Raw genomic sequence first — 20322 nt, 5'->3', positions numbered from 1 at the left:
GATGCCCAAGCGGGCGACGGCCTTTTTGAGTCAAGCGGAAGCTATTTCATGTCAGATAATCACAAAAAACTGGAAGAGCTACGCAGTCAGCGCTGGTTCGCTCCGGACACCATCCGGGCATTTGCCCATCGTCAGCGCATGCAGCAGATCGGTTTGCGCCGCGAGGAGTTCATGGGCAAGCCGGTTGTTGCCATCCTCAACACCTGGAGCGAGTTGTCACCCTGTCATTCTCATCTGCGCGAACGGGCCGAAGCTGTCAAGCGCGGAGTGTGGGCGGCGGGCGGATTTCCGGTGGAACTGCCGGTGCAGTCAGTGGGCGAGGTGATGGTCAAACCGACCACCATGTTGTATCGCAACCTGTTGGCGATGGAAACCGAAGAGCTGCTGCGCTCCTTGCCCATCGATGGCGCGGTGCTGCTGGGTGGCTGTGATAAATCCACCCCGGGCCTGCTGATGGGCGCTCTGAGCATGGACCTACCCATTCTCTACTGCCCGGCGGGTCCGATGTCCAACGGCCAGTGGCGGGGAATGAAAACGGGCGCGGGCACCCACACCAAGACGTTTTGGGATGAGCGGCGCCTGGGATTGATCGATACAATGGCCTGGGAAGAACTGGAAGGGGCGATGACCCGTTCCATTGGCACCTGCAACACCGTGGGTACTGCTTCAACCATGACCAGCATCGCCGATGCCATCGGCTTCACATTGCCGGGTGCGTCGAGCATTCCGGCGGCTGACGCGGGGCATCCGCGCATGGCTTCGCAGTGTGGCGAAACTATTGTCGATCTGATCTGGCGCGACCGTCGGCCATCGACATGGTTGACTCCCGCGCACTTCGCCAATGGTGTGGCGGTGTACATGGCCATGGGCGGCTCGACCAACGCGGCCATTCACCTGATTGCCATCGCTCGCCGTGCCGGAATTGATCTGACGCTGGAGCAACTCGCAGAGACGTCGGCGAAGATTCCTGTGCTGCTGAATCTGTTTCCGTCCGGCAGTGCGCTGATGGAGGACTACCACTTCGCCGGAGGTCTGCTTGCGCTGATGCGCGAGATCACACCGTTCCTCGCGCTGGATTGCGCAGGGGCCACCGGGCAGACGTGGGACTCGTTGTTGGCCGATGCAAAGTGCTACGACAAGGACATTATCCGCAGCCTCGATAATCCGGTTGTGGGCCTTGACCAGGGGGCGACACTGGCGCTGCTGCGCGGTAACCTGTGCCCTGATGGTGCGGTGATGAAGTCCTCCGCCGCGAGTCCGGCATTGCGCAAGCATTCCGGGCCGGCGCTGGTGTTCGACGATCACGAAACCCTGAGCCGGATGATCGACGACCCTGCGCTGGATGTTACTGCGGACACTGTGCTGGTGCTACGCAATGCCGGGCCGGTCGGCGCACCTGGTATGCCTGAGTGGGGCAATCTGCCGATTCCTAAAAAGCTCCTGGAAGCCGGGGTGCGCGATATGTTGCGCATTTCCGATTCGCGCATGAGCGGCACCCATTACGGCAGTTGCGTGCTGCACGTGGCGCCGGAAGCGGCAGTGGGCGGCCCACTCTGCCTGGTGCGCAGCGGCGATATTATCGATCTGGATATCGCCGCGGGTACCCTGAATATGCGCGTCAGCGATGAAGAACTCGCCCGGCGCCGCGCCGCGCATGTGCCGATTCACCGACAATACGGCCGCTCCTTCGCGGCGCTCTATCAGCAACACGTTACCCAGGCCAACGAAGGCTGCGATTTCGATTTCCTGCAAGCCGGGAAAGTCGTGCCCGAACCCCCGATCCATTGAACCGATTCTTTTCCGACCTGCACAGGAGTTCGAACCTCATGCTCAATCTCAAGGATTCTTCGCTGTTCAAACAGTTGGCTTATATCGAGGGGCAATGGGTCGGAGCCGACAGCGGTGCGGCTTTCGACGTCACCAACCCGGCCACCGGCGAGCTGATCGCCAGGGTGCCGCAGATGGGCGAGGCCGAGGCTGAACGGGCGGTCATGGCTGCGCACAAGGCGTTCACACAATGGAAGCGCAAGACCGCCAAGGAGCGCTCAGAGGTGCTGCAGTCCTGGTACCGGCTGATGCAAGAAAACCTCGAAGACCTCGCGCTGATCCTCACCGCCGAGCAGGGCAAGCCGTTAGCCGAGGCCCGTGGCGAATTGGCCAACGGCAGCTCGTTCGTGCAGTGGTTTGCCGAGGAAGCCAAGCGGATCTATGGAGATACCGTACCGCAGCCGTCGGCGGACAAGCGCATCCTGGTCACCAAGGAACCCATCGGGGTGGCTGCGGCGATCACGCCGTGGAATTTCCCTCACGCAATGATCACCCGCAAGGTCGCGCCGGCGTTGGCGGCGGGCTGCGCCATGGTCCTGCGTCCGGCCAGCCAGACGCCGCTGTCAGCCCTGGCGCTGGCCGTGCTGGCGGAGCGGGCAGGAATTCCGGCAGGGGTATTCAGCGTCATCACAGGCAGCGCTACGCGGATCGGCAGCGTGCTGACCCGGCATGAGTTGGTGCGCAAATTCAGCTTCACCGGTTCGACCCCGGTTGGCCGGCTGCTGATCAGTCAGTGCGCTGATACGGTGAAGAAGGTCTCCATGGAACTGGGCGGTAATGCGCCGTTCATTGTGTTCGACGATGCCGATCTGGATCAGGCCGTCGAAGGTGCGATGCTCTCCAAATTCCGCAATGCTGGGCAAACCTGTGTCTGTGCCAACCGCATTTACGTGCAGGACAGTGTCTATGACCAGTTCGCTGAAAAACTGGCAGCGGCGGCGCAGAAACTGGTGCTGGGAAATGGCATGGAACAGGGCGTGACCCAAGGCCCGATGATCGATGAAGCCGCCGTGCGCAAGGTCGAAGAACACATCAGCGATGCATTGGCAAAAGGTGCTCGACTGGTGACCGGGGGGCAGCGTTCGGCGTTGGGTGGCAGTTTTTTCGAGCCAACAGTGCTGGCGGGTGTTACCGCCGCCATGAAGGTCGCGCAGGAAGAGACATTCGGTCCGATGGCACCGCTATTTCGCTTCAGCTCCGAGGAAGAAGTCATTGAGCGGGCCAACGACACCGAGTTCGGCCTGGCTAGCTATTTCTACGCCCGCGACATCGGGCGGGTGATGCGGGTCAGCGAAGAGCTGGAGTACGGCATGGTCGGCGTCAATACCGCCGCTATCGCCAATGAGATGGCACCGTTCGGTGGCGTCAAACAGTCCGGCCTAGGCCGTGAAGGTTCGAAGTACGGCATCGAAGACTACCTGGAAATCAAGTACGTGTGCCTGGGTGGAGTTAATCGCTAAGGAGCGGTCATCTGCCTGCGTGCCAACATCGGGTGTTCTGGCTGAGCCGGTGGCACCCGAAACACGCCCTTTGCAGGTGCTGCCGAAGGCTGTAATGCAAGCCGCCAGGCATCGCGGATTTAGCGTTTTCCCCGATGTCTCTCAGCCTTCGGTCTCGCATGTAAAGGCGATGTCTGCCAAAAAAATAAAACACGTTTCATCATGGAGCCGACTGAATGTCCGATACTTCTAATTCCAGTCGCCGGCTTTTGCAGACCGGCCTGGCGCTGATCCCCCCTTGCTATCTTGGCCAGTCATGGTTTTCGTTCTGCGCTGGCGGCTACAGAGCTGATGCCGAAAGCCATCAAATCCGGTGACGGTCACAATTATTCCCCACGTTTTTTCGACACCGCTGAATGGACCTTCATTCAGGCGGCCTGCGAGCAATTAATCCCCACCGATGAAATGGGGCCGGGCGCCATCGCCACGGGTGATGAACATCAATGCACAGGGTTCGGTCATGGCCTACCGCGATCGTTACCTGAGCCTCGATCCGGCCTATCGTGATGCGTTTGGTCAGCCACTGCTGCGCATCGCCTTCGACTGGCATGAAAACGAATTTAAGATGACCCAGTTCACCGTTGGCAAGGCGCAGAAAATTTCCGAGGCTATGGGCGGAACTGTGGAGAACAACGCCAAGAAGTCCGGCAGCCATTACGACACCCGTTTCTATCAAAGGACAAACACCACTGACGGCACGATCATGGGCACCGATCCTGCGAGCAGCGTGGTCAATCGCTACTTGCAATGCTGGGACGTGCACAACGTGTTCGTTACTGGTGCATCGGCATTCCCGCAGAACTTTGGTTACAACCCCTCCGGGCTAATGGGCGCGCAGACCTATTGGGCAGCCGAGTACATACGCCTGTCATTATGGTATAAAACGGCATGTTGCAAATGCCTAAAACATTTGTTTTAGGGGCCTTGCTTGAGGTTTCGCATGATTTTGACGTTAAATCTTCAACGTTGCAGGCCTTCGCTGTTTCCTACTAACGGGGTCTTGCTTATGCCGGACACGAAAAAAGCATCCAAACAGACTGGGTGAAAACGCAGTGAAAGCCAACTCAATAAACACCCCCGACTTGTTCGGGGGCGTTTATTTTTGTGCGGGCAACAAGTCGGAAAAAGCTTGTCAGCCCATTAGCGCCATTAATTGAGGGGCTCCAAGGAAGCTAATCGTTCGCTTGAGATTGTAAGCGCTCATCGCCAAAGCTATTTTCGCTTTTGCTCCGTCCAGTTGGCGCAGCAGGAAGCGACCGTTCCCAAGCAGCCATTGCTGTAGGTTGTGGAAATAAAGGCGAAAGAATGAAAACTAATGCAACTAGGTGAATTGAGAGGGTCGGCTATCTGAGGGCCATCGCTATCGATTTTCATGAGTGACGCTTAGAACATTGGCCACTTATTGCCCATTCAACGCCAGGCTTTGTCACTACATCGGTTTGCCATTATGTTCAATAATCGCGACAGTGGTTGGCGAATCGGCAAGTGAAACGAAGCGCCGTGTCGTACCATCCAACGCACCGATAAAACTGCCTCAATGTCGAAGAACCACAGATGTAGATTCAGACGTCCTTGCTCCAGCGCGAACTCCACGGATGGCTCGAAATAGCTGATGGGTATGGCCGAGCTTCGCGTGTAACGCGGACAACAGGGCTGGAAAGCCCGACGACGCTGTGCGGGCGGGTCTTTCTGCGCTAAACAACGCTGAAAGTCTTTTACTAACAGCACAATCAGCGCGAGCTGATTGGAGTTACCTTAGCTCTCCCTGCAAAGCACGTTCCAGTAACGAAGCGAGACGCGGTAGTCATATCCGGCCACTCGAACTACTCCATAACCAGACTTTCCTTCTTTGGCCGCAACATATTGACACGACTCAACATCCGCGCCGCGTATCAATCTTAACGTATGGATACGCGAAATTCCGTCTGCGCCTTTTTCGATACTTCGTAAGCTCGTGCCTCGTTCTAGCATCCATTTTACGCCGTCTCTATCGCGGGCGAATAGTTTGTTGGAGTCTATCCAGAACGCAACAAATAGGTTGGAATCACAAGCTTCCAATCTTAAAAGATCGTGACCATCTAAAGTTTTTTTGTGGCGTTTAAGTTTCATGGCGATCATAAGGCTTGTATAAACAATCGTTTTTTAGTTTGCAGGAACTACCTATTTGTAATAAGTAAGCGCCAATCAAATTTTATAGCGCTAGAAGAAGTTGTGCAATTGCGCGGAAAGCTGCCTGCTCTATGATGATGCAATTGTATCCAAAGAACTCCAAGTCATGTGCTTGAGGTGCTTCTACCAACCTAATTCAAGCATGGCCGCTGAAAAAAACTACTAAAATGATGACTTCCACTGCGGCAACAACTAGGCAAATGGTTAAAAAGCCACGAGAAAAGATGCGCCGTCGATTGGGTTGGCCGTCGTAATCGACGAATGCTGTTAGTACTTTAACGAAAGTACGGTAAAAACGCATAAAACTGAGCCGCTGGTCTGTTTTCTCTCTGTAAAAATCCATACGCATAGGTATCCAAGGGGGCGATGGGGCTGCTGACAGCTGTTGTGCGACGTGGATTGCGTAACGCACCCAAATCTCTTGTGTTGAAACCGCATGGACTGATTTGATTCATGGCGGCCCTTTATGCGTTTTGAAATTGTGGACGCGGCTTTTATATAAGAGCCTTTGCCGATAATTTTAAGTCGTTTCTGAATGTTGATGATCTAGGACTTGTCTGAAAGTTATGCTGGGTATAAAAATTTTTTCTAAAAAAAATAATTGCTAAATTTTCATGGTGAAGTTGGTTGCGAGTTCGCGCACAGATATGGTCAGCCGCAGAAGATCGATTCGTGAACTCGCATCATTTCAGGATCAAGAAGGCTTCTATTTTTCACTCTGAAATAACTTTAAAGTTGGGTGAAATACGCCTGTCCCACAAACTGAACGATTGAGCCCCGATGAATCGGGGTAAAAATAAGCAGCGCCGTAGCAAGCGCCTGATTGATATAAATCAGGGTGGTGCCCTGGAAAAGCTTTTTTACGGGGCGTGATTCCGTACACGGCCAGGGCGATGGCCATATGTGTTTTGCCGGTTATTGGCCCGCCGATGAACAGGACATTCTGCGCGGTCTCTGTGAACTCCAAGCTGGACAGGTCTTAGACTCGGCGGGGATCCGTACGGAACGGCAGCACGTAATGTGGATCAGTGGCCTTAGAACCTTAGAACCTTAGAACCTTAGAACCTTGGAATTGGCCAGCCAGAATTCATGGATAAGCAAATGTTGCAGTACCGACTGAGCACCAGAGATTCCACGGGAATAGTGCTGGTTATGACTGTTAACGATAGTCGCGACTGTACTGGGCTGAATTTTTTATGCGGGACTGTCGATACAATGATGTGTCCTAAAAAAAGCACCTCGTTTTTTGAATATGATGGGGCGCGAAACACTACACCCCTTTAATTTAATTACACCTCAAAGCTATTGTGGGGAATTCAGTCCTCATCAACTTCACGGTAATTGAGCTGCTGAAGTGGGCGGTGGTTGTCCGGAAACAGTTCAAGGAATTTTTGAATTTGAGACTTTGACATTTCAATAGGCTGTTCAAATAGAATCCATTGAACACCTTCTGTACATGGGGGGGTAGTCAAAGACCCTTTGTAATAAAAATGATGACTGGGCACCGGAATTAACCTGTTGAGAACTGGAGCCAGCTTCGCGCTAACCATTGCCTCTTTACCAATTTTTCCCGGCAGGTGGTTCCACAGCAAAGCAAGCTCTGTATTTTTTTTACCTTCTTTGACCATGACTCCCAGAACTAGAAGCCGACCGTTAGTATTCTGATGAACCAAGTGCAATTCCATTGGAAAAGACAAGTGATTGATCTGATGCTCGCTCGGAGTGTGGAAGTGGTATTGAGCGAGTTTGTATTCATGATCTTGAAAACTTAACGATCCACCGTCATTTACACTGATTTGAATGGTGTGTCCGTTATTCTGTAAATTCACTGGAGATGTCTTGTAGTTAATAATCAAATCGGAGGTCATAATTTTGTGAAGCTGCACCTGCTTCAACTCGACATCAATAGGAGACTGTTGAGCGCCACCGGTACAAAGGGCACTTCCGAACTCGCCCCAGTGTTTTGAATCGTGATTGCCCTGATAAGTCCAGGGCGTTTCGACAGCGTTGACGTGGGCTAAAGGAAGATATAAAGGTACGAGTACTAAAAAACAACGTGTAAAAAGTTTCATGTCGTGTTCCGCAGTATGCCATAAATGAGAATGAGAATGACGCCATGCCTTAGCTTCACATTGATGAGTGTGCGACAGGCCGTGTGGAACTCTATGCTATTTTTGCTAATTTTTTAGAATGGGACTGGAACTAAAAAATTCGCAGCAAGGTTTCTTCAAACGGTGAAATAAGATCTCGAAAAGGCAATGTCTGATCGTTTAAAAGCTGTGGTTTCAGAGAGGTAAGGTTGTCAGGTTATGGGAGCTGATGCTCTTTGGTGTTTTTGAACAAGTACTATTTCTTCGGTTCTCAGCTCTCAGTACCATCGCGCATCAAAGAATATTTGAAGGGTTGCAAGCTATGCGGGAGTTCCAAGGCAAGGTTTTGATTATTTGCGATCATCCTAGTAGTCTTATTGAGTACTCTAAATTGCTTAATCAGTTTGGGGTTTTTAGTTTGTTGCTTTGTTCGAATGTGAATGAGGCGCTTTTGTATCTTGAAAGCGGGGTCAGTTTCTCTCATCTTGTATATGTCGGATTTACTTTTGACGTAGATGGCTGCTCGATACTCAAAAAATTGTGCATGAGTGGGCGAGAGATTATCCTGCTGTCAGAAGCGACGGAAACTCAGTACGCGACGATGCATCAGTGGGCTGCGAGTTTTCATTTAAGTCTGCACATATTGCCACGGCCGGTTTCGATCCGAAGATTGATGCAGATATTAAGTCTGCACTAGAATTTTCGACAAAGCATTTTGACGTAGCACGCTGTGAAAGCAGTTTTCCTGAGAAAAATTAAACTTAAGCTTCCGCGTTCCGAAGTTCTTGAGCAGTATATTGTCGGCCCCGACTATGCTCTCTAGATTTCTAAAAAGCTTGGTGATGAAGTCTTTAACTTCCAAAGGACGACTTAGGGCGAAGCCTTGGCCACACCAACACCCCATGCTCTGCAGCAAGCCGACTTGCTCTCCACTTTCTATGCCTTCCGCAACGACTCTTAGACCTAGCTTCCTGCCCAGCTCTAGGGAGGCGGAAATAATTGCCCGAGCGCCTGCACACTCCAGCATACGACTAACGAAAGTTCTATCAATCTTGAGTTCCGAAAAGGGAAGTGAAATAAGTCGTTGGAGTGTCGAGTGGCCGGTTCCGAAGTCATCGATACTAATTGTGAAGCCGTGTTCTCGTAGAATTGACAGGTTTTTTGAAAGTGATTTTAAGTCTGAAGTTTCCTTGTCCTCAGTGATCTCGATATTTAGCAGGCGAGCGGGGAGGCCCGCTCGACTCATGCGTTTAATCAGGCTCTCCGTAATCTTAGTGTCGGACATTAAAAATGCGGATGCATTGATGGATATAGGACATTCGATACTCATAAGTTTTAAAGTGCATAGAGCTTCAAAAACCTTGTTTAGAACAAAGTCGAAAAGCGATAACTCTAGTTTTGGGTCATTCAATGCAGGAATTAATTTTTCAGGCGAAATATTTCCTTTTAAAGGATGCTGCCAGCGTATTAAAGCCTCGGCCGCCACGATCTGTCCTGTAATCAGATTATATTGGGGTTGAATCGCAACCCTTAAGCCATCGTGAGTTGAGAGAGCAACCTTCAAGGCAGTCTTGATAAATTCCAACGATGTGTTTTCTTCGGGCGCGCAAGACTCAGTAGCATTAATTTCTGTGGTTCGCATGATTATTCTCATTTGGTGTGGGCTGCTGTGATGAACATTCTGACTCCCATTGCTCCACAAAACCCTTGCGCGTCTTATGAGAGGCCAGAAGGAATTCGTTCATGCATGAAATAAACTTGCTTTGATCTCGAATATCCAATTGTGTAAATTTCAGCAGGATTCTTGACACGGATCGTTCCTTCGAATTTTGCATTTTATTCTCATTCTTTACGTTATGATTTGTTCTGTCTCAAAGGCGAAGCGGAATAAATCAGCGTCGCGAGTAAGACCAAGTTTTCGCATTGCGCTCGTTTTTTGTGAACTCACGGTCTGCTTGGTTCGCTTCAGTTGATTTGCAATATCGTTAACAGAAAGCCCTGATACATAAAGTCGTATCACTTCGGTCTCGCGTCGTGTTAACGTACTCTTGGTTGTGTTGGTGCTTAAATTTTTGCTAGTTTCGCTCATAGCAGATTTAAATTGCGGTGATGCGTAAGTCGCTCCCGCATAAACGGCATGAACTGCCGATATCAGGTGACCTATATCATCCGTCTTGTTCAATACAGACCCAACGCCAAGTTTGAATATTTCAGAAACTATTGCCGGATTTTCCATGCTGGTGAATACAATAATTTTTATGTCTGGATAACGCCTGCGTAAAAAAGATAACATCGCCATTCCATCTCCCGCAGAGCCTCCTGGCATGGCATAGTCTGTTATTAAAATATCGCAGTGTAAGTTAAACAGTAATTCGATGATTTCTGTTGAGTTCTTAGCGGTGCCGACAATATTTAAGGTTCTAACTGAAGAAAGCTCGTGAGCAATTCCAGTTATAAGCGTAGGGTGGTCGTCAGCGATAATTATATTAATCTGCATGATGTGCTCCGAATAAGTATCAAATAGTCGTTCGCAGCTGTTTGGGTGTAAATATATGGCTGCTTGCGATAAAAATTAATTTGTTTTTGTCAGTAATTTGCCGTTTTATCGCATAACTAGTACTAAAATCACATGCTTTATAAGGGGCAGTGATTTTGATCAGTTGTCCGCGTTTTTTCCCTGCAACCAGTTGGTTAATTGGCCGGCTGATCCATAGGCTTCCAGCACTGACTTGTAGCCATCGAATCGATTTGCCACCTCATTGACTCGATTGTTGTTGTGATCACTCTCAGCAATCAACACATCCAGCAAGGTTCGTCGACCGAGGTGATACCACTGTTCAAAAAAAGCTTTGCGCACACTGTCTGTTTCGCTGGTGAGGTCACGATAGAGATCTGCACGGCTCAGCGAGGTTTTCGCGTCCTGCTCAGCTGCGCGAGTAGCGAACTCGAAATCCAATGCTTGCTGATCTTTTTTCTCGCGCCCCGCTTCCGCTCGCAAGGAAGCAGCTTCGCGCGCTGCGCGGGCCGAGCCTCCTCGGAACAATGGCCAGTTGACGGTCATCATTGTTTGCCAGCCTTGTTCACGGCCCAGTTCGTCTCGAGCCGTGGACTTGGAAACGACCCAGTTCAACTGCGGCTTTTCTCCCGCGCGCAGTGATTCTGCATGACGCTCTGAGGCATTTGCCTCGGCTTCTGCCTGAAGAAGAGATGGGTGATTGCGTGCAGCCGCCAGCAACTTGTCTAAGTCTCCTGCCGAGAGTGCCCAATTGCTGTTATCAGGCATCTGAACCTCCGCATCACCGATAAGCTTGCGCAGTTTGATTTCTACGTCTCGCTCCTTGGCTTGAGAGGCATCCAGGCTTGCCTGCGCTTCCATCAGTCTCGCTTTGGCTTGAGTGAGCTCGCTGGCGCGCCCACGATCAACTTGGACGATTTGCTGCAACATGCCTACTAGCGTGCTCATCCGCTCCACATATTGCTGGCTGATAGTGCTGATCCGGCGAGCTTTTTCCCGCTCTACGATGGTGATCGACACATCCTGTGCGAGAGTCTCGAGACTGGCGAAATATTTTTGTCCCGCAGCAGTGCTTAGTTCTTTTCGGCTATCGATAGTGTTGCGTGTGCGTCCCCAGTCAAACACATTAGTTGTCATGTTCAAGTTGATCGCCTGGGAGTTCAGGTTATTGGAGTTACCACCTCCCAGTGAGGTCGGGCGATTATTGGCGCCCAAATCGATTTGCGGCCAGCGCTCACCTTTGGCTTCGCGAACATCAGCATCAGATGCAGCGACTTCTGCCTGAGATTGACGCAACATCGGACTGCGGCCTACTGCCTGCTGCATAGCGGCAGAGAGAGTTCTGCGAATCTCAGCCTCTGATACTTGATCCTTGCTGGCGGTGCGCGTTGCCGCTGGGTTGTCTTTCATCCACTCGGAAAACTGCACGGAGTTGCGATTGTGATCCGCACTGTTGGCGGTTCTCGTTTTGTCGCCAACTACTGCAGGTGGCGCAGGTGCTGGGTTACGCTGCGAGGTTACCGCTGGTAGTCTCTGCTCGCGGTCTACATTGATTGCCTGCTGTGAGGAAACGATTTTGTTCTGCTGAGTTTGAGCGTGCCCGGTTCCCGAGAAAAAAAACAAGGTGTTGATAACGGCCAGGGCAATCAGATGTGCGGGTGCTTTTCGAAACTCTTTCTGAGCACGCAAGTTGTTTACTGTTTGCATGATGACTTATCTCTCGCGGAAGGCTTCTTTTGCCTTGAAAAAATTGATTTCAGCAGGTAGTCCAGAATTTTCTTTTCACCCTTGCGAATCTCTACAGTTGCGGTCATGCCCGAGAGAATCGGCAAACGCTTGCCTGCGGACCGAAACCAGCTCGCACCCGGATGGAAGGAAGCGTTAAAGACGCTTTTTTAAGCTGTTCTTGGCTTGCCGATGACATCACTACTTTCCTCAGAGTTTGTTTGTGGCTGGCTCTGGGGTCGGACAGAGCGCTCGACATACTGAAAATTACAGGTCGCGGTTTGTTTGGGTTCGAGGAAAAGTACAAGTGGAGAAAAAACATCACTTCACCCCTTCCAACGGGGAAGAACTTTAATGTTCGGCTGCCTTGAGGTCTGTCAGGCCGGTTCGAATAAGTGCGACAGATATTGGGACGGGTACGAGAGTGGGGGGCTGGCTGTATTTGCCTGGCCCGGGAGGGGCTGGTGGAGACTCGAAGCAGTACGAGAGTGGGCCCATTGACTCGGTTCAGGCGTATGGTGTTCGCTGTTAAAAATCCATTTATTAGGCTTCAGGCGTGTGTGCAGACGACTTGCCCGGGTCCACGATCAGGTTCTTGCTGAGTTATTGACTGACGCATGACGGGATCGGAGTGAGCGATACAAGCCGCTTTTGCTGGAGGAGCTTTTAAAGCTCTGCTGGAAGAAAGAAGGGAGGCTCTTTTAATGAATTTAATCGCTGAAAAAATCTTCAGTCAGTCTTGAGGCTTGATATCGCGCCCTGTTATTTCGGGTAAGGAATGCTTGAAATAAGATGAAAAGGGAGCCCATGACGAGTCCCTCAGCACATTTAAAAGATTTGTAGCATAACGCCCTATTGCACGCAGATTTCTGCTTCCACGGCGGTTTGGTGGTGGACGTAAAAGGTGATACCGGCGGCTATCACTTCGTCGAGATTTACCCAATAGCTAACGTCCATCCCTTTTGGCAACAGATCGCTCAATTGAACCAAATTGGCGGCATTCCGCTTCATCGCCAACTGTACGCTGTCGTCGTTGATGAAGGCACCAACGTCCAACCCATCATCCGGCATGATGAGTTATCTCTCGCGGAAGGCTTCTTTCGCTTTGAAAATGGGTTTCAGCAGGTAGTCCAGAATTGTTTTTTCACCGGTCCGAATCTCTACAGTGGCGGTCATGCCCGGAATTATCGGCAAACGCTTCCCAGACGCCTCAAGCCAACTGGTATCTGTGAGTATTTGAACCCGGTAATAAATGGCGTCTGGACGCCCTGCTGCGAGCTTTTTTTCGTCCTGCAGTGTGTCTGGACTGATGTGTACGACCGTTCCTTTTAGGCCTCCATAAATACCGTAGTCATATGCAGAAATCTTTACGGTCGCTGGTAATCCTGGGTGTAAGAAGGCAACGTCTTGTGGCTTGATCTGTCCTTCGACAATCAATTGGTCCTCCAACGGTACGATTTCCATAATGTCTTCACCGGGCTGAACCACGCCACCAATCGTGCTTATGCGAACGTTCTTCACGGTGCCGTATACCGGCGCGTTAATAGTCGTACGTTCCAGTACATCCTTGCGTCCGACCAGATTCTCTGCGACTTGAGCAATCTCAAGCTCGACTTTTACCAATTCAGAGTTCGCTTCTCCCTGATAGCGGTTGCGACGCTCAACCATCTGAACTTTTAAGTCGTTAGCCTGGCGCTGCATGCGCAGGATTTCTACGTCAGACAGCAGTCCTCGCGCGGCCAATGGCTGAGCAAGCGCCATTTCTTTCATGATCAACGCGTGGCTATTCTGCAGAGCATTCACGCTGTCCTCTAACGCCTTTTTGCGTGCGCGAAAGGCTTGAGTTTCCTGTTCGATCATCAAAGGCTCGCCTTTAACGTCGTCGGGAAATTCAAGGGGCACTTGGTAGGCTTCGGCTCGCAATCGGGCGATCATTGCCTTCATACCCATGTATTTGGCATACAGCTCTTGATAAGTGGACTGGGCGCGGGTCGGGTTGATTTTGATCAGCGGCTGGCCTTTCTCAACGATGTCGCCTTCACGCACCAACAGTTCATCAATGATTCCGCCCTCCAGGCTTTCAATCACTTGCTCGCGGCTTTTGGAAATAATCTTGCCTTCACCTTGAGTAATCTCTTCAACGCGGGCGAAGTGAGCCCAAGTAGCGCCTGCTATCAAGATTGCGCCAATCACGTACATCACCACACGTGATCCTGGCGTGGATTGAGTGAGTAGTGATTCACGCAGATCACTCATAAAAGCGGCATCGCCTGCTTTCAACGGTGCAGCCGGAGTCGAGCGCTGGAAGCGGCGCTTCAATGCATTAAACATTTCAATTTCCTCGGCGGAGCATGGTATTAGCATAGTCCGCCTGATTGGATCTGGGATTAAGCTTCGGCCCTGCGGGCTTGCTGTGCGGGTGCCGGCTTGTTCTTCGTTTCACGCTCGCCGGTTGCTGTCAGCGCCGCAATGATTTCGTTCTTCGGACCGTCAGCGACGATGCGTCCCTCGTCGACCACCAATATGCGGTCCACAATGTTGAGCAAGGTCGTGCGATGCGTGACCAGAATCAGGGTTTGGCCTTCAGTGGCGCGGGTCAGATGCGACATGAAGACGGCTTCGGTCTGTGTATCCATGGCGCTGGTCGGTTCGTCCAGCAGCAACGTCTGTGGTCGAGCGATCAGGCTGCGGGCCAGGGAGACCAGTTGACGCTGTCCTCCGGACAACCCTTCACCCATTTCGCCGATTGGCAGGTTGATGCCCATTGGGTGTTTCTGGGCAATACGATCCAGGCCTGTCAGTTGAAGTACACGCAGCAATTCGTCTGCAGAGGCGTCCGGGCGACCAATCATCACGTTTTCCCGCAAGGTGCCGTAAAACAGACGCGCGTCCTGGCCGACGTAACCCACAGCATTGCGCCAGTCCGCTGGATCAACCTGCGCAACATCCAGACCACCGATCAGCATCTGTCCGGCAGTTGGCTGATAGAGGCGAGCAATCAAACGCAGAAGTGTCGATTTACCGCTGCCGATCTTGCCCAGAATGGCCACGCGCTCACCTGGTCGGATGGACACGTTGATGTTTTCCAGCGCTGGCGGGTTCGGCTTGTCCGGGGGCGATGGATAGGCGAAGTTGATCCCCGAAAGTTCCAGCTTGCCGTTCAGTGGCGGCTGCGGAAGGTAGTGTTTGTCGGCATCGCGATCCACCGGCATGCCCATCAAACGATTCAAACCGGCCAGTGCTGCCTTGGCTTGCTGGTAACGCACGGCCAGGCCTGCGACCTGAGTCAACGGGGCGGTGGCTCGGCCTGCGAGCATGACGGTACCGATCAACGCGCCTTGGGACAGATCACCGTTGCCAATCAAATAGACACCGATAACCACCAGCACGACGGTCTGGATTTGTTGCAGGAAGGCCACCAGATTCATCGCCGTACTGCTGAGCTGACGCGACTTCATCGAAGTGCTCGCAGCGGCAGCACTGAACGCTTCCCAGCGGCGCGTCATGTAGCCTTCACCACCGACGGCCTTGAGGGTTTCCATGCCTTCTACAGACTCCAGCAGAACGCCTTGCTTGAGCGAGGACTCACGCAGATTTTCACGCATGGTCCGGGCCAGCGGCCACTGGATGGCGACGCTGATCAGAACGATGCAGGGCACCATCAACAACGAAACCCAGCCCAGCGGGCCACCGATCATAAAGATCACGCCCACGAACAACAGAACGAAAGGCAGGTCGGACAACGCGGCAAGGGTTGCCGAGGTGAAGAAGTCTCGAACCGATTCGAATTCACGTACCTGGTTGGCGAACGCGCCGGCGGAGGCAGGTTTATGCTCCATGCGCACAGCCAGTGCCTGTCGGAACAATCGGGAGCCCACGACCAGGTCGACTTTCTTTGCCGCCACATCCAGCAGGTGCGCTCTCAGGTAACGGGTAGTCGCTTCGAAACCCATGGCGATGACTACGCCAATGGCTAGCGACCAGAGGGTCACGTAGGCCTGGTTGGGAACGACTCGGTCGTAGACGTTCATCGTGAAAAAAATGCTGGCCAAGGCCAGTAGGTTCACGATCACGGCCGCCAAGGCCGCGCTACGGTAGTAACGACGATAGCTCCACAGGGTACTGAACAGCCAATGACCGGCAGAGCGTGGCGTTTCTTCACCGGCGCGGGTATCGATCCGGGCGTTAGGCTTGACCAGAATGGCGTGTTCCGAATACCAGGTCGACAGTTCCTGTTGATCGATCTCCACGCGGGTGTCGGCACCCATCTCAGGCAACATGACTTGAAAGAGGATTTTCCCTGCTTCGTCACGACGAGATCCGAACAGGATGGCCGCGCCCTGGTCCTTGCGCAGCAGGATGATTGGCATCAGGTGCGAGGAAAACTCGTGGGCACGACGACGGACAATGCCCACCGTCAGACCAACGTTTTCCATGGCGATCTTCGCCTGCGATGGCGTCAGCAAAATCCCTTTTGGAAGGCCTGAGCACAGACTTTCGGCAGTGCGCGGAGCACCTTGACGCTCACACATCCACAGCGTGCACTGGAGCAGTGTGTCGATGATCCGACTGGAGGGTGGAAGCATTAACGACGCTTCTTGATTCAGTTCTTGGCTTGCCGATGGCATCACTACTTTCCTCAGGGTTGTGACTGGCTCTGGGTTTCGCCAGAGCGATCGACGTCCTGAAAAATAACAGGCCGCGATTTGCTTGGGTCTCGGGGGGAAAGCACGCGTGGAGAAGAACATTGCTTCACCCCTTTCGATGGGGAAGAACTTTAATGTTCGGCTGCCTTGAGGTCTGTCAGGCCGGTTCGAATAAGCGCGACAAATATTAAGACGGGTACGAGAGTGGGGGGGCTGACTGTATTAGTCTGGCCCGGGGTGGGCTGGCGGATACTTGAAGCAATACGAGAGTGAGTCCATTCACTCTCGTTCAGGTAGGAAGTGTTGGGTATTACAGAAGTCTTTTTTATGGGTACCAAGCTTATGTGAACACGATTTTCTTGATCCCACGGTTAGCTTCTTGCTGGGTTACTGAGTGATGCATGACTGGATCGGAGCGCGCGAAACAAAACGCTGTTGCTTGTTGAGCTTTTTCAAGCTCAATTCAGCTTCTGCGCGTTTGATCTCCACTGGTACTCCAGAAGCATCAACTGGATTCTTCACAAAGTAGGTTTTTCCCGCTTCAAGCAGCATGTGATGGCTCTCTTTGGACTTTCCTACATACAGCGGAGCATCGTGTTCATAGGCGCCCAAGACGTGCTGACCCGGAGATATGCAGAACACGGTATAGCTGCCAGGCATCAACGTGGTATGGAAGTGGCCATCAACGTAAACATTCGCTGCGGGCTCCTTTTCCTTTCCGTTTTTTTCGCGGTAGTAGATGACCTTTGCCTGGGTTTTGGCCGCCGCTGAAGACGGTTGATAGCTTTGAAATAGCAGATCTGAGGTTTTGCTCGGCGCTTCATTCAGTCCCAAGGCAATTGGAGCGAAAAAAAAGGAAAGCACAAGCGGAAGCAAGGTAGCTCGTTTAATGAGTTGCATAGTTGAAAAACTCCTCAGGTAATTCCTGAAATTTGATTTTGAGCCCTGTCATTAGACATAAGGGATGGTTGAGATAAGCTAAAAAAGGGGAGCACTCGGCACCCCCCTTCATATTAGTTAAACGATTTGTACCGTCACGCCCTGTTGCACCAGGACTTCTGCTTCCATGCCTGTGTTGTGGTAAACGTCGTAGGTGACCCCGGCGGCGATCACGACTCCGAGGTTTTCCCAATCGCCAACGTCCATGCCGTTAGGCAATAGATCACTTAGCTGAACGACGTCGCCGACATTTCCCTTGACCGCTAGTTGCACGCTGTCGTCGTTGATGAAGGCGCCGAGGTGCCCAGTGTCCAGCACATCGCCTAGCGATACTTTGACGGTGTTGTTACCCGAGCCGGTGATGTCGATGACTTCTACCGAGCTCAGGCGACCCTGCCATGCCGACAGGTCCAGTACCTGATTCGCACCGGTCAGCTTGAGAGTGTCCACGCCGGCGTTGCCTTCGATCACCTTGATCTGATCCAGCACGCTGACATCATTGATGGTGAAGATATTGTCGCGGGCTTGTCCGTAGACCTCGGAGACGTCCCCGATTAACAGCGAGTTCACGCTTGGTCCGGTGCTGGTGTTAGCAAAACCGGACAGGTTGCCGGCATAATCCACCAGCGCGGCGCTGGCACTGCTGATCGAACCCACATCCACATTCACGACACCTGCGGCGACGTCATCCTGCGTCAGGATATGCTCGAAGCGGTGCGCACCACCGTCTGCGATGATTGCAATGCGATCACCTACCATCACCGCGGCCGGATTGAAACCAATTTGCAACTGATTGCCGCTCAACAGAATTGAGGTCGGCGTACGTGGCAGGATGGTGTCCAGGGTTACGACTTGTGTCATCACGTAACCGGCGTTGTTCGAATCGTCCACGACACGGGTCTGGATACTCCAGTTCGCCGCATGAGCATTCACGTCTTGAGCGGCCCAGTTGGTTCCGTCCACGATCGCGTTGAACCAGTTCAGGCCACCATCCGTGGATATCTGCAGGCTTTGACCGGCCAATAGCTTGGCACTCAATTCACCCTGCATCAGTCGACCAAAGCTACCGTTGTCGGTGATGTAGTCGTGACCATCCTGGCCTGAGTCCTTGCCCATGTAGCCGAGGCGAGCAATCTGAGTCGGACCGTTGCCGGTGTAGACGATCAGGTCGAACGGTTCCGAAGCATCACTGCTATTGCCGGCAGCGTTGACTGCGACAGCGGTAAAGCTATATTCGCCGTCAGCCAGTGCTGTTTCTGGCGTGAAGGTCCACTTGCCTTGATCGTCGGCTTGAACACGGCCGATCTCGACACCACGGTCATAAATGACCACGGTGGCACCCGATTCACTGCTGCCCGAAATTTCTGGACGTTCATCGTCAGTTACGTCGCCGGAATTCAATGCACCCGTCAGTTGACCCACATCGTCATTTACGACTTCAATAACAGGCTGCTGAACACGCCCGTCGTTGACTACGATCGCCCAGGCATCCGACGATGCTGAGACATTACCAGCCACATCGATGGCGTTTACGGTGAAGCTGTGCTCACCTGCGATCAGCGGTGTGACGGGGGTGAAGAACCAGTTTCCATTACTATCAGTACGGGTTTCACCCAGTTTCTGAATATTGTCGTAGATAACCACGTTCGAACCGGCTTCGGCTTTGCCATTGAGCGTCGGTTGCTGGTCGTCGGTGATATCTCCGGACTCCAGCTCACCGGTCTTTTCACCGACGTCGTCGTATACGCTGACGATGCTCGGTGCCTCAGGCGCCTGGGTGTCGACGGTGAGCTCCCATGGATCGGACGGATTGGACTGATTGCCCGCAGGATCTTGAATCACCACGGTGATTTCGTGATCGCCATCGCCGAGCTCGGTTTCTGGTGTGAGCTTCCAGTTGCCGTCTTCGTCGACGGTGGTTTCACCGATGTTCTCGCCCTTGTCGAGAACGATGATGGTGTCGCCCGGTTCGCCGGTGCCATTGATGGTCGGAGTGGTGTCGTCGGTGACAACGCCTTTCTTGATCGGACCCTGAATGCTGCCCTGGTCATCGGTGATGCTGCTAATGCCAGGACCCTGGCCCTCAGTACCTGGTTGCTCAGGCGCTGTGGTGTCGATCACGACATCCCAGGCCTCGGACAGATCGGATGCATTGCCGGCGGTGTCTGTGGCTTGCGCGGTGAAGCTGTGCTCGCCTTCAGGCAGAGGCGTTGCAGGAGTGAAAGACCATTTGCCGTTGGCGTCGGCACGGATTTCCCCGAGCTTCTGGCTATTGTCATAGATGGCCACTGTCGAACCAGCCTCGGCTTGGCCACTGAAGGTCGGGGTGGTGTCGTCGGTGATGTCGCCGGAAGCGAGTTCGCCTGTTCTCACACCCGCGTTGTCGTAGACGCTGCCGATGCTCGGTGCGTCAGGCGCCTGGGTGTCGACGGTGAATTCCCATGGATCGGACGGATTGGACTGATTGCCCGCAGGATCTTGAATTACCACGGTGATTTCGTGGTCGCCATCGCCGAGCTCGGTTTCTGGTGTGAACTTCCAGTTGCCGTCTTCGTCGACGGTGGTTTCACCGATCTTCTCGCCCTTGTCGAGAACGATGATGGTGTCGCCCGGTTCGCCGGTGCCATTGATGGTCGGAGTGGTGTCGTCGGTGACGCCGCCGTTCTCAATCGGGCCCTGGACAGCGCCCTGATCATCGATGATGCCACTGATGCCTGGACCTTGGCCGTCAATACCTGGTTGCTCAGGCGCGGTGGTATCGATCACGACATCCCAAGCCTCGGACAGGTCGGAGGCATTGCCAGCGATGTCGGTGGCTTGCACGGTGAAGCTGTGTTCACCTTCGATCAGTGATGTGGCAGGTGTGAAAGACCAGTTGCCATTGGCGTCAGCACGGGTTTCACCCAACTTCT

Annotated in this window: 14 protein-coding genes and 2 pseudogenes; 3 read left to right on the top strand and 13 right to left on the bottom strand. The window is 52.8% G+C overall.

What is annotated here, in order from left to right:
- Window positions 1–48 precede the first annotated feature (48 nt).
- The 3 genes from HU754_RS26340 (at window position 49) to HU754_RS26330 (ending at window position 4245) form a co-directional block, all read left to right on the top strand.
- Window positions 49–1788: a 6-deoxy-6-sulfo-D-gluconate dehydratase gene (locus HU754_RS26340; RefSeq protein ID WP_186621865.1), complete on the top strand. Its 1740-nt coding sequence runs from the start codon at window positions 49–51 to the stop codon at window positions 1786–1788.
- Between the two features lie 38 nt (window positions 1789–1826).
- Window positions 1827–3287, top strand: a complete 1461-nt coding sequence (locus HU754_RS26335; RefSeq protein WP_186621867.1) for an NAD-dependent succinate-semialdehyde dehydrogenase — start codon at window positions 1827–1829, stop codon at window positions 3285–3287.
- Between the two features lie 472 nt (window positions 3288–3759).
- Window positions 3760–4245, top strand: coding sequence for a GMC oxidoreductase (locus HU754_RS26330; protein WP_225919947.1), 486 nt, complete (start codon window positions 3760–3762; stop codon window positions 4243–4245).
- Window positions 4246–4458: 213 nt separating this feature from the next.
- Here the strand turns inward: HU754_RS26330 and HU754_RS26325 are convergent.
- From HU754_RS26325 to HU754_RS26265, 13 genes and pseudogenes are all read right to left on the bottom strand, one after another.
- A pseudogene (locus HU754_RS26325) lies at window positions 4459–4617 on the bottom strand (IS5/IS1182 family transposase); the annotation flags it as partial.
- Window positions 4618–5081: 464 nt separating this feature from the next.
- Window positions 5082–5435, bottom strand: a complete 354-nt coding sequence (locus HU754_RS26320; RefSeq protein WP_186621869.1) for a hypothetical protein — start codon at window positions 5433–5435, stop codon at window positions 5082–5084.
- A 196-nt stretch (window positions 5436–5631) separates the two neighbouring features.
- Window positions 5632–5907, bottom strand: a complete 276-nt coding sequence (locus HU754_RS26315) for a hypothetical protein (RefSeq protein WP_186621871.1) — start codon at window positions 5905–5907, stop codon at window positions 5632–5634.
- 444 nt (window positions 5908–6351) lie between these two features.
- Window positions 6352–6474: pseudogene (locus HU754_RS29560) on the bottom strand (ATP-binding protein); the annotation flags it as partial.
- 337 nt (window positions 6475–6811) lie between these two features.
- Window positions 6812–7567, bottom strand: a complete 756-nt coding sequence (locus HU754_RS26305) for a carbonic anhydrase (protein WP_186621873.1) — start codon at window positions 7565–7567, stop codon at window positions 6812–6814.
- 700 nt (window positions 7568–8267) lie between these two features.
- Window positions 8268–9227, bottom strand: a complete 960-nt coding sequence (locus HU754_RS26300) for an EAL domain-containing protein (protein ID WP_186621874.1) — start codon at window positions 9225–9227, stop codon at window positions 8268–8270.
- Between the two features lie 207 nt (window positions 9228–9434).
- The gene (locus HU754_RS26295; protein WP_186621876.1) at window positions 9435–10082 is read right to left on the bottom strand and encodes a response regulator; all 648 of its coding nucleotides are present in this window, start codon (window positions 10080–10082) and stop codon (window positions 9435–9437) included.
- A 159-nt stretch (window positions 10083–10241) separates the two neighbouring features.
- Entirely contained in the window at window positions 10242–11807 is a 1566-nt protein-coding gene (locus tag HU754_RS26290; protein WP_202894551.1) for a TolC family protein, read from the bottom strand.
- Window positions 11808–12677: 870 nt separating this feature from the next.
- Window positions 12678–12896: a hypothetical protein gene (locus HU754_RS26285; RefSeq protein WP_186621878.1), complete on the bottom strand. Its 219-nt coding sequence runs from the start codon at window positions 12894–12896 to the stop codon at window positions 12678–12680.
- A 6-nt stretch (window positions 12897–12902) separates the two neighbouring features.
- Complete coding sequence (locus HU754_RS26280; RefSeq protein WP_186621880.1) at window positions 12903–14156, bottom strand: HlyD family type I secretion periplasmic adaptor subunit; 1254 nt, start codon at window positions 14154–14156, stop codon at window positions 12903–12905.
- Between the two features lie 56 nt (window positions 14157–14212).
- Entirely contained in the window at window positions 14213–16411 is a 2199-nt protein-coding gene (locus tag HU754_RS26275; RefSeq protein WP_225919946.1) for a type I secretion system permease/ATPase, read from the bottom strand.
- A 447-nt stretch (window positions 16412–16858) separates the two neighbouring features.
- Window positions 16859–17371, bottom strand: coding sequence for a DUF2846 domain-containing protein (locus HU754_RS26270; RefSeq protein ID WP_186621890.1), 513 nt, complete (start codon window positions 17369–17371; stop codon window positions 16859–16861).
- A gap of 117 nt (window positions 17372–17488) precedes the next feature.
- The gene (locus tag HU754_RS26265) at window positions 17489–20317 is read right to left on the bottom strand and encodes an Ig-like domain-containing protein (protein WP_217827592.1); all 2829 of its coding nucleotides are present in this window, start codon (window positions 20315–20317) and stop codon (window positions 17489–17491) included.
- Between the last annotated feature and the right edge of the window lie 5 nt (window positions 20318–20322).

The sequence above is a fragment of the Pseudomonas zeae genome (assembly GCF_014268485.2).
Lineage (GTDB): Bacteria > Pseudomonadota > Gammaproteobacteria > Pseudomonadales > Pseudomonadaceae > Aquipseudomonas > Aquipseudomonas neuropathica.
This window is presented reverse-complemented; position numbering and strand designations above follow the sequence as displayed.

Bases quoted from the DNA above. Each gene is read 5' to 3' on its own strand.
- HU754_RS26340 (WP_186621865.1), top strand. From the start codon at position 49: ATGTCAGATAATCACAAAAAACTGGAAGAGCTACGCAGTCAGCGCTGG.
- HU754_RS26335 (WP_186621867.1), top strand. From the start codon at position 1,827: ATGCTCAATCTCAAGGATTCTTCGCTGTTCAAACAGTTGGCTTATATC.
- HU754_RS26330 (WP_225919947.1), top strand. From the start codon at position 3,760: ATGAACATCAATGCACAGGGTTCGGTCATGGCCTACCGCGATCGTTAC.
- HU754_RS26320 (WP_186621869.1), bottom strand. From the start codon at position 5,435: ATGAAACTTAAACGCCACAAAAAAACTTTAGATGGTCACGATCTTTTA.
- HU754_RS26305 (WP_186621873.1), bottom strand. From the start codon at position 7,567: ATGAAACTTTTTACACGTTGTTTTTTAGTACTCGTACCTTTATATCTT.
- HU754_RS26300 (WP_186621874.1), bottom strand. From the start codon at position 9,227: ATGCGAACCACAGAAATTAATGCTACTGAGTCTTGCGCGCCCGAAGAA.
- HU754_RS26295 (WP_186621876.1), bottom strand. From the start codon at position 10,082: ATGCAGATTAATATAATTATCGCTGACGACCACCCTACGCTTATAACT.
- HU754_RS26290 (WP_202894551.1), bottom strand. From the start codon at position 11,807: ATGCAAACAGTAAACAACTTGCGTGCTCAGAAAGAGTTTCGAAAAGCA.
- HU754_RS26285 (WP_186621878.1), bottom strand. From the start codon at position 12,896: ATGCCGGATGATGGGTTGGACGTTGGTGCCTTCATCAACGACGACAGC.
- HU754_RS26280 (WP_186621880.1), bottom strand. From the start codon at position 14,156: ATGTTTAATGCATTGAAGCGCCGCTTCCAGCGCTCGACTCCGGCTGCA.
- HU754_RS26275 (WP_225919946.1), bottom strand. From the start codon at position 16,411: ATGCTTCCACCCTCCAGTCGGATCATCGACACACTGCTCCAGTGCACG.
- HU754_RS26270 (WP_186621890.1), bottom strand. From the start codon at position 17,371: ATGCAACTCATTAAACGAGCTACCTTGCTTCCGCTTGTGCTTTCCTTT.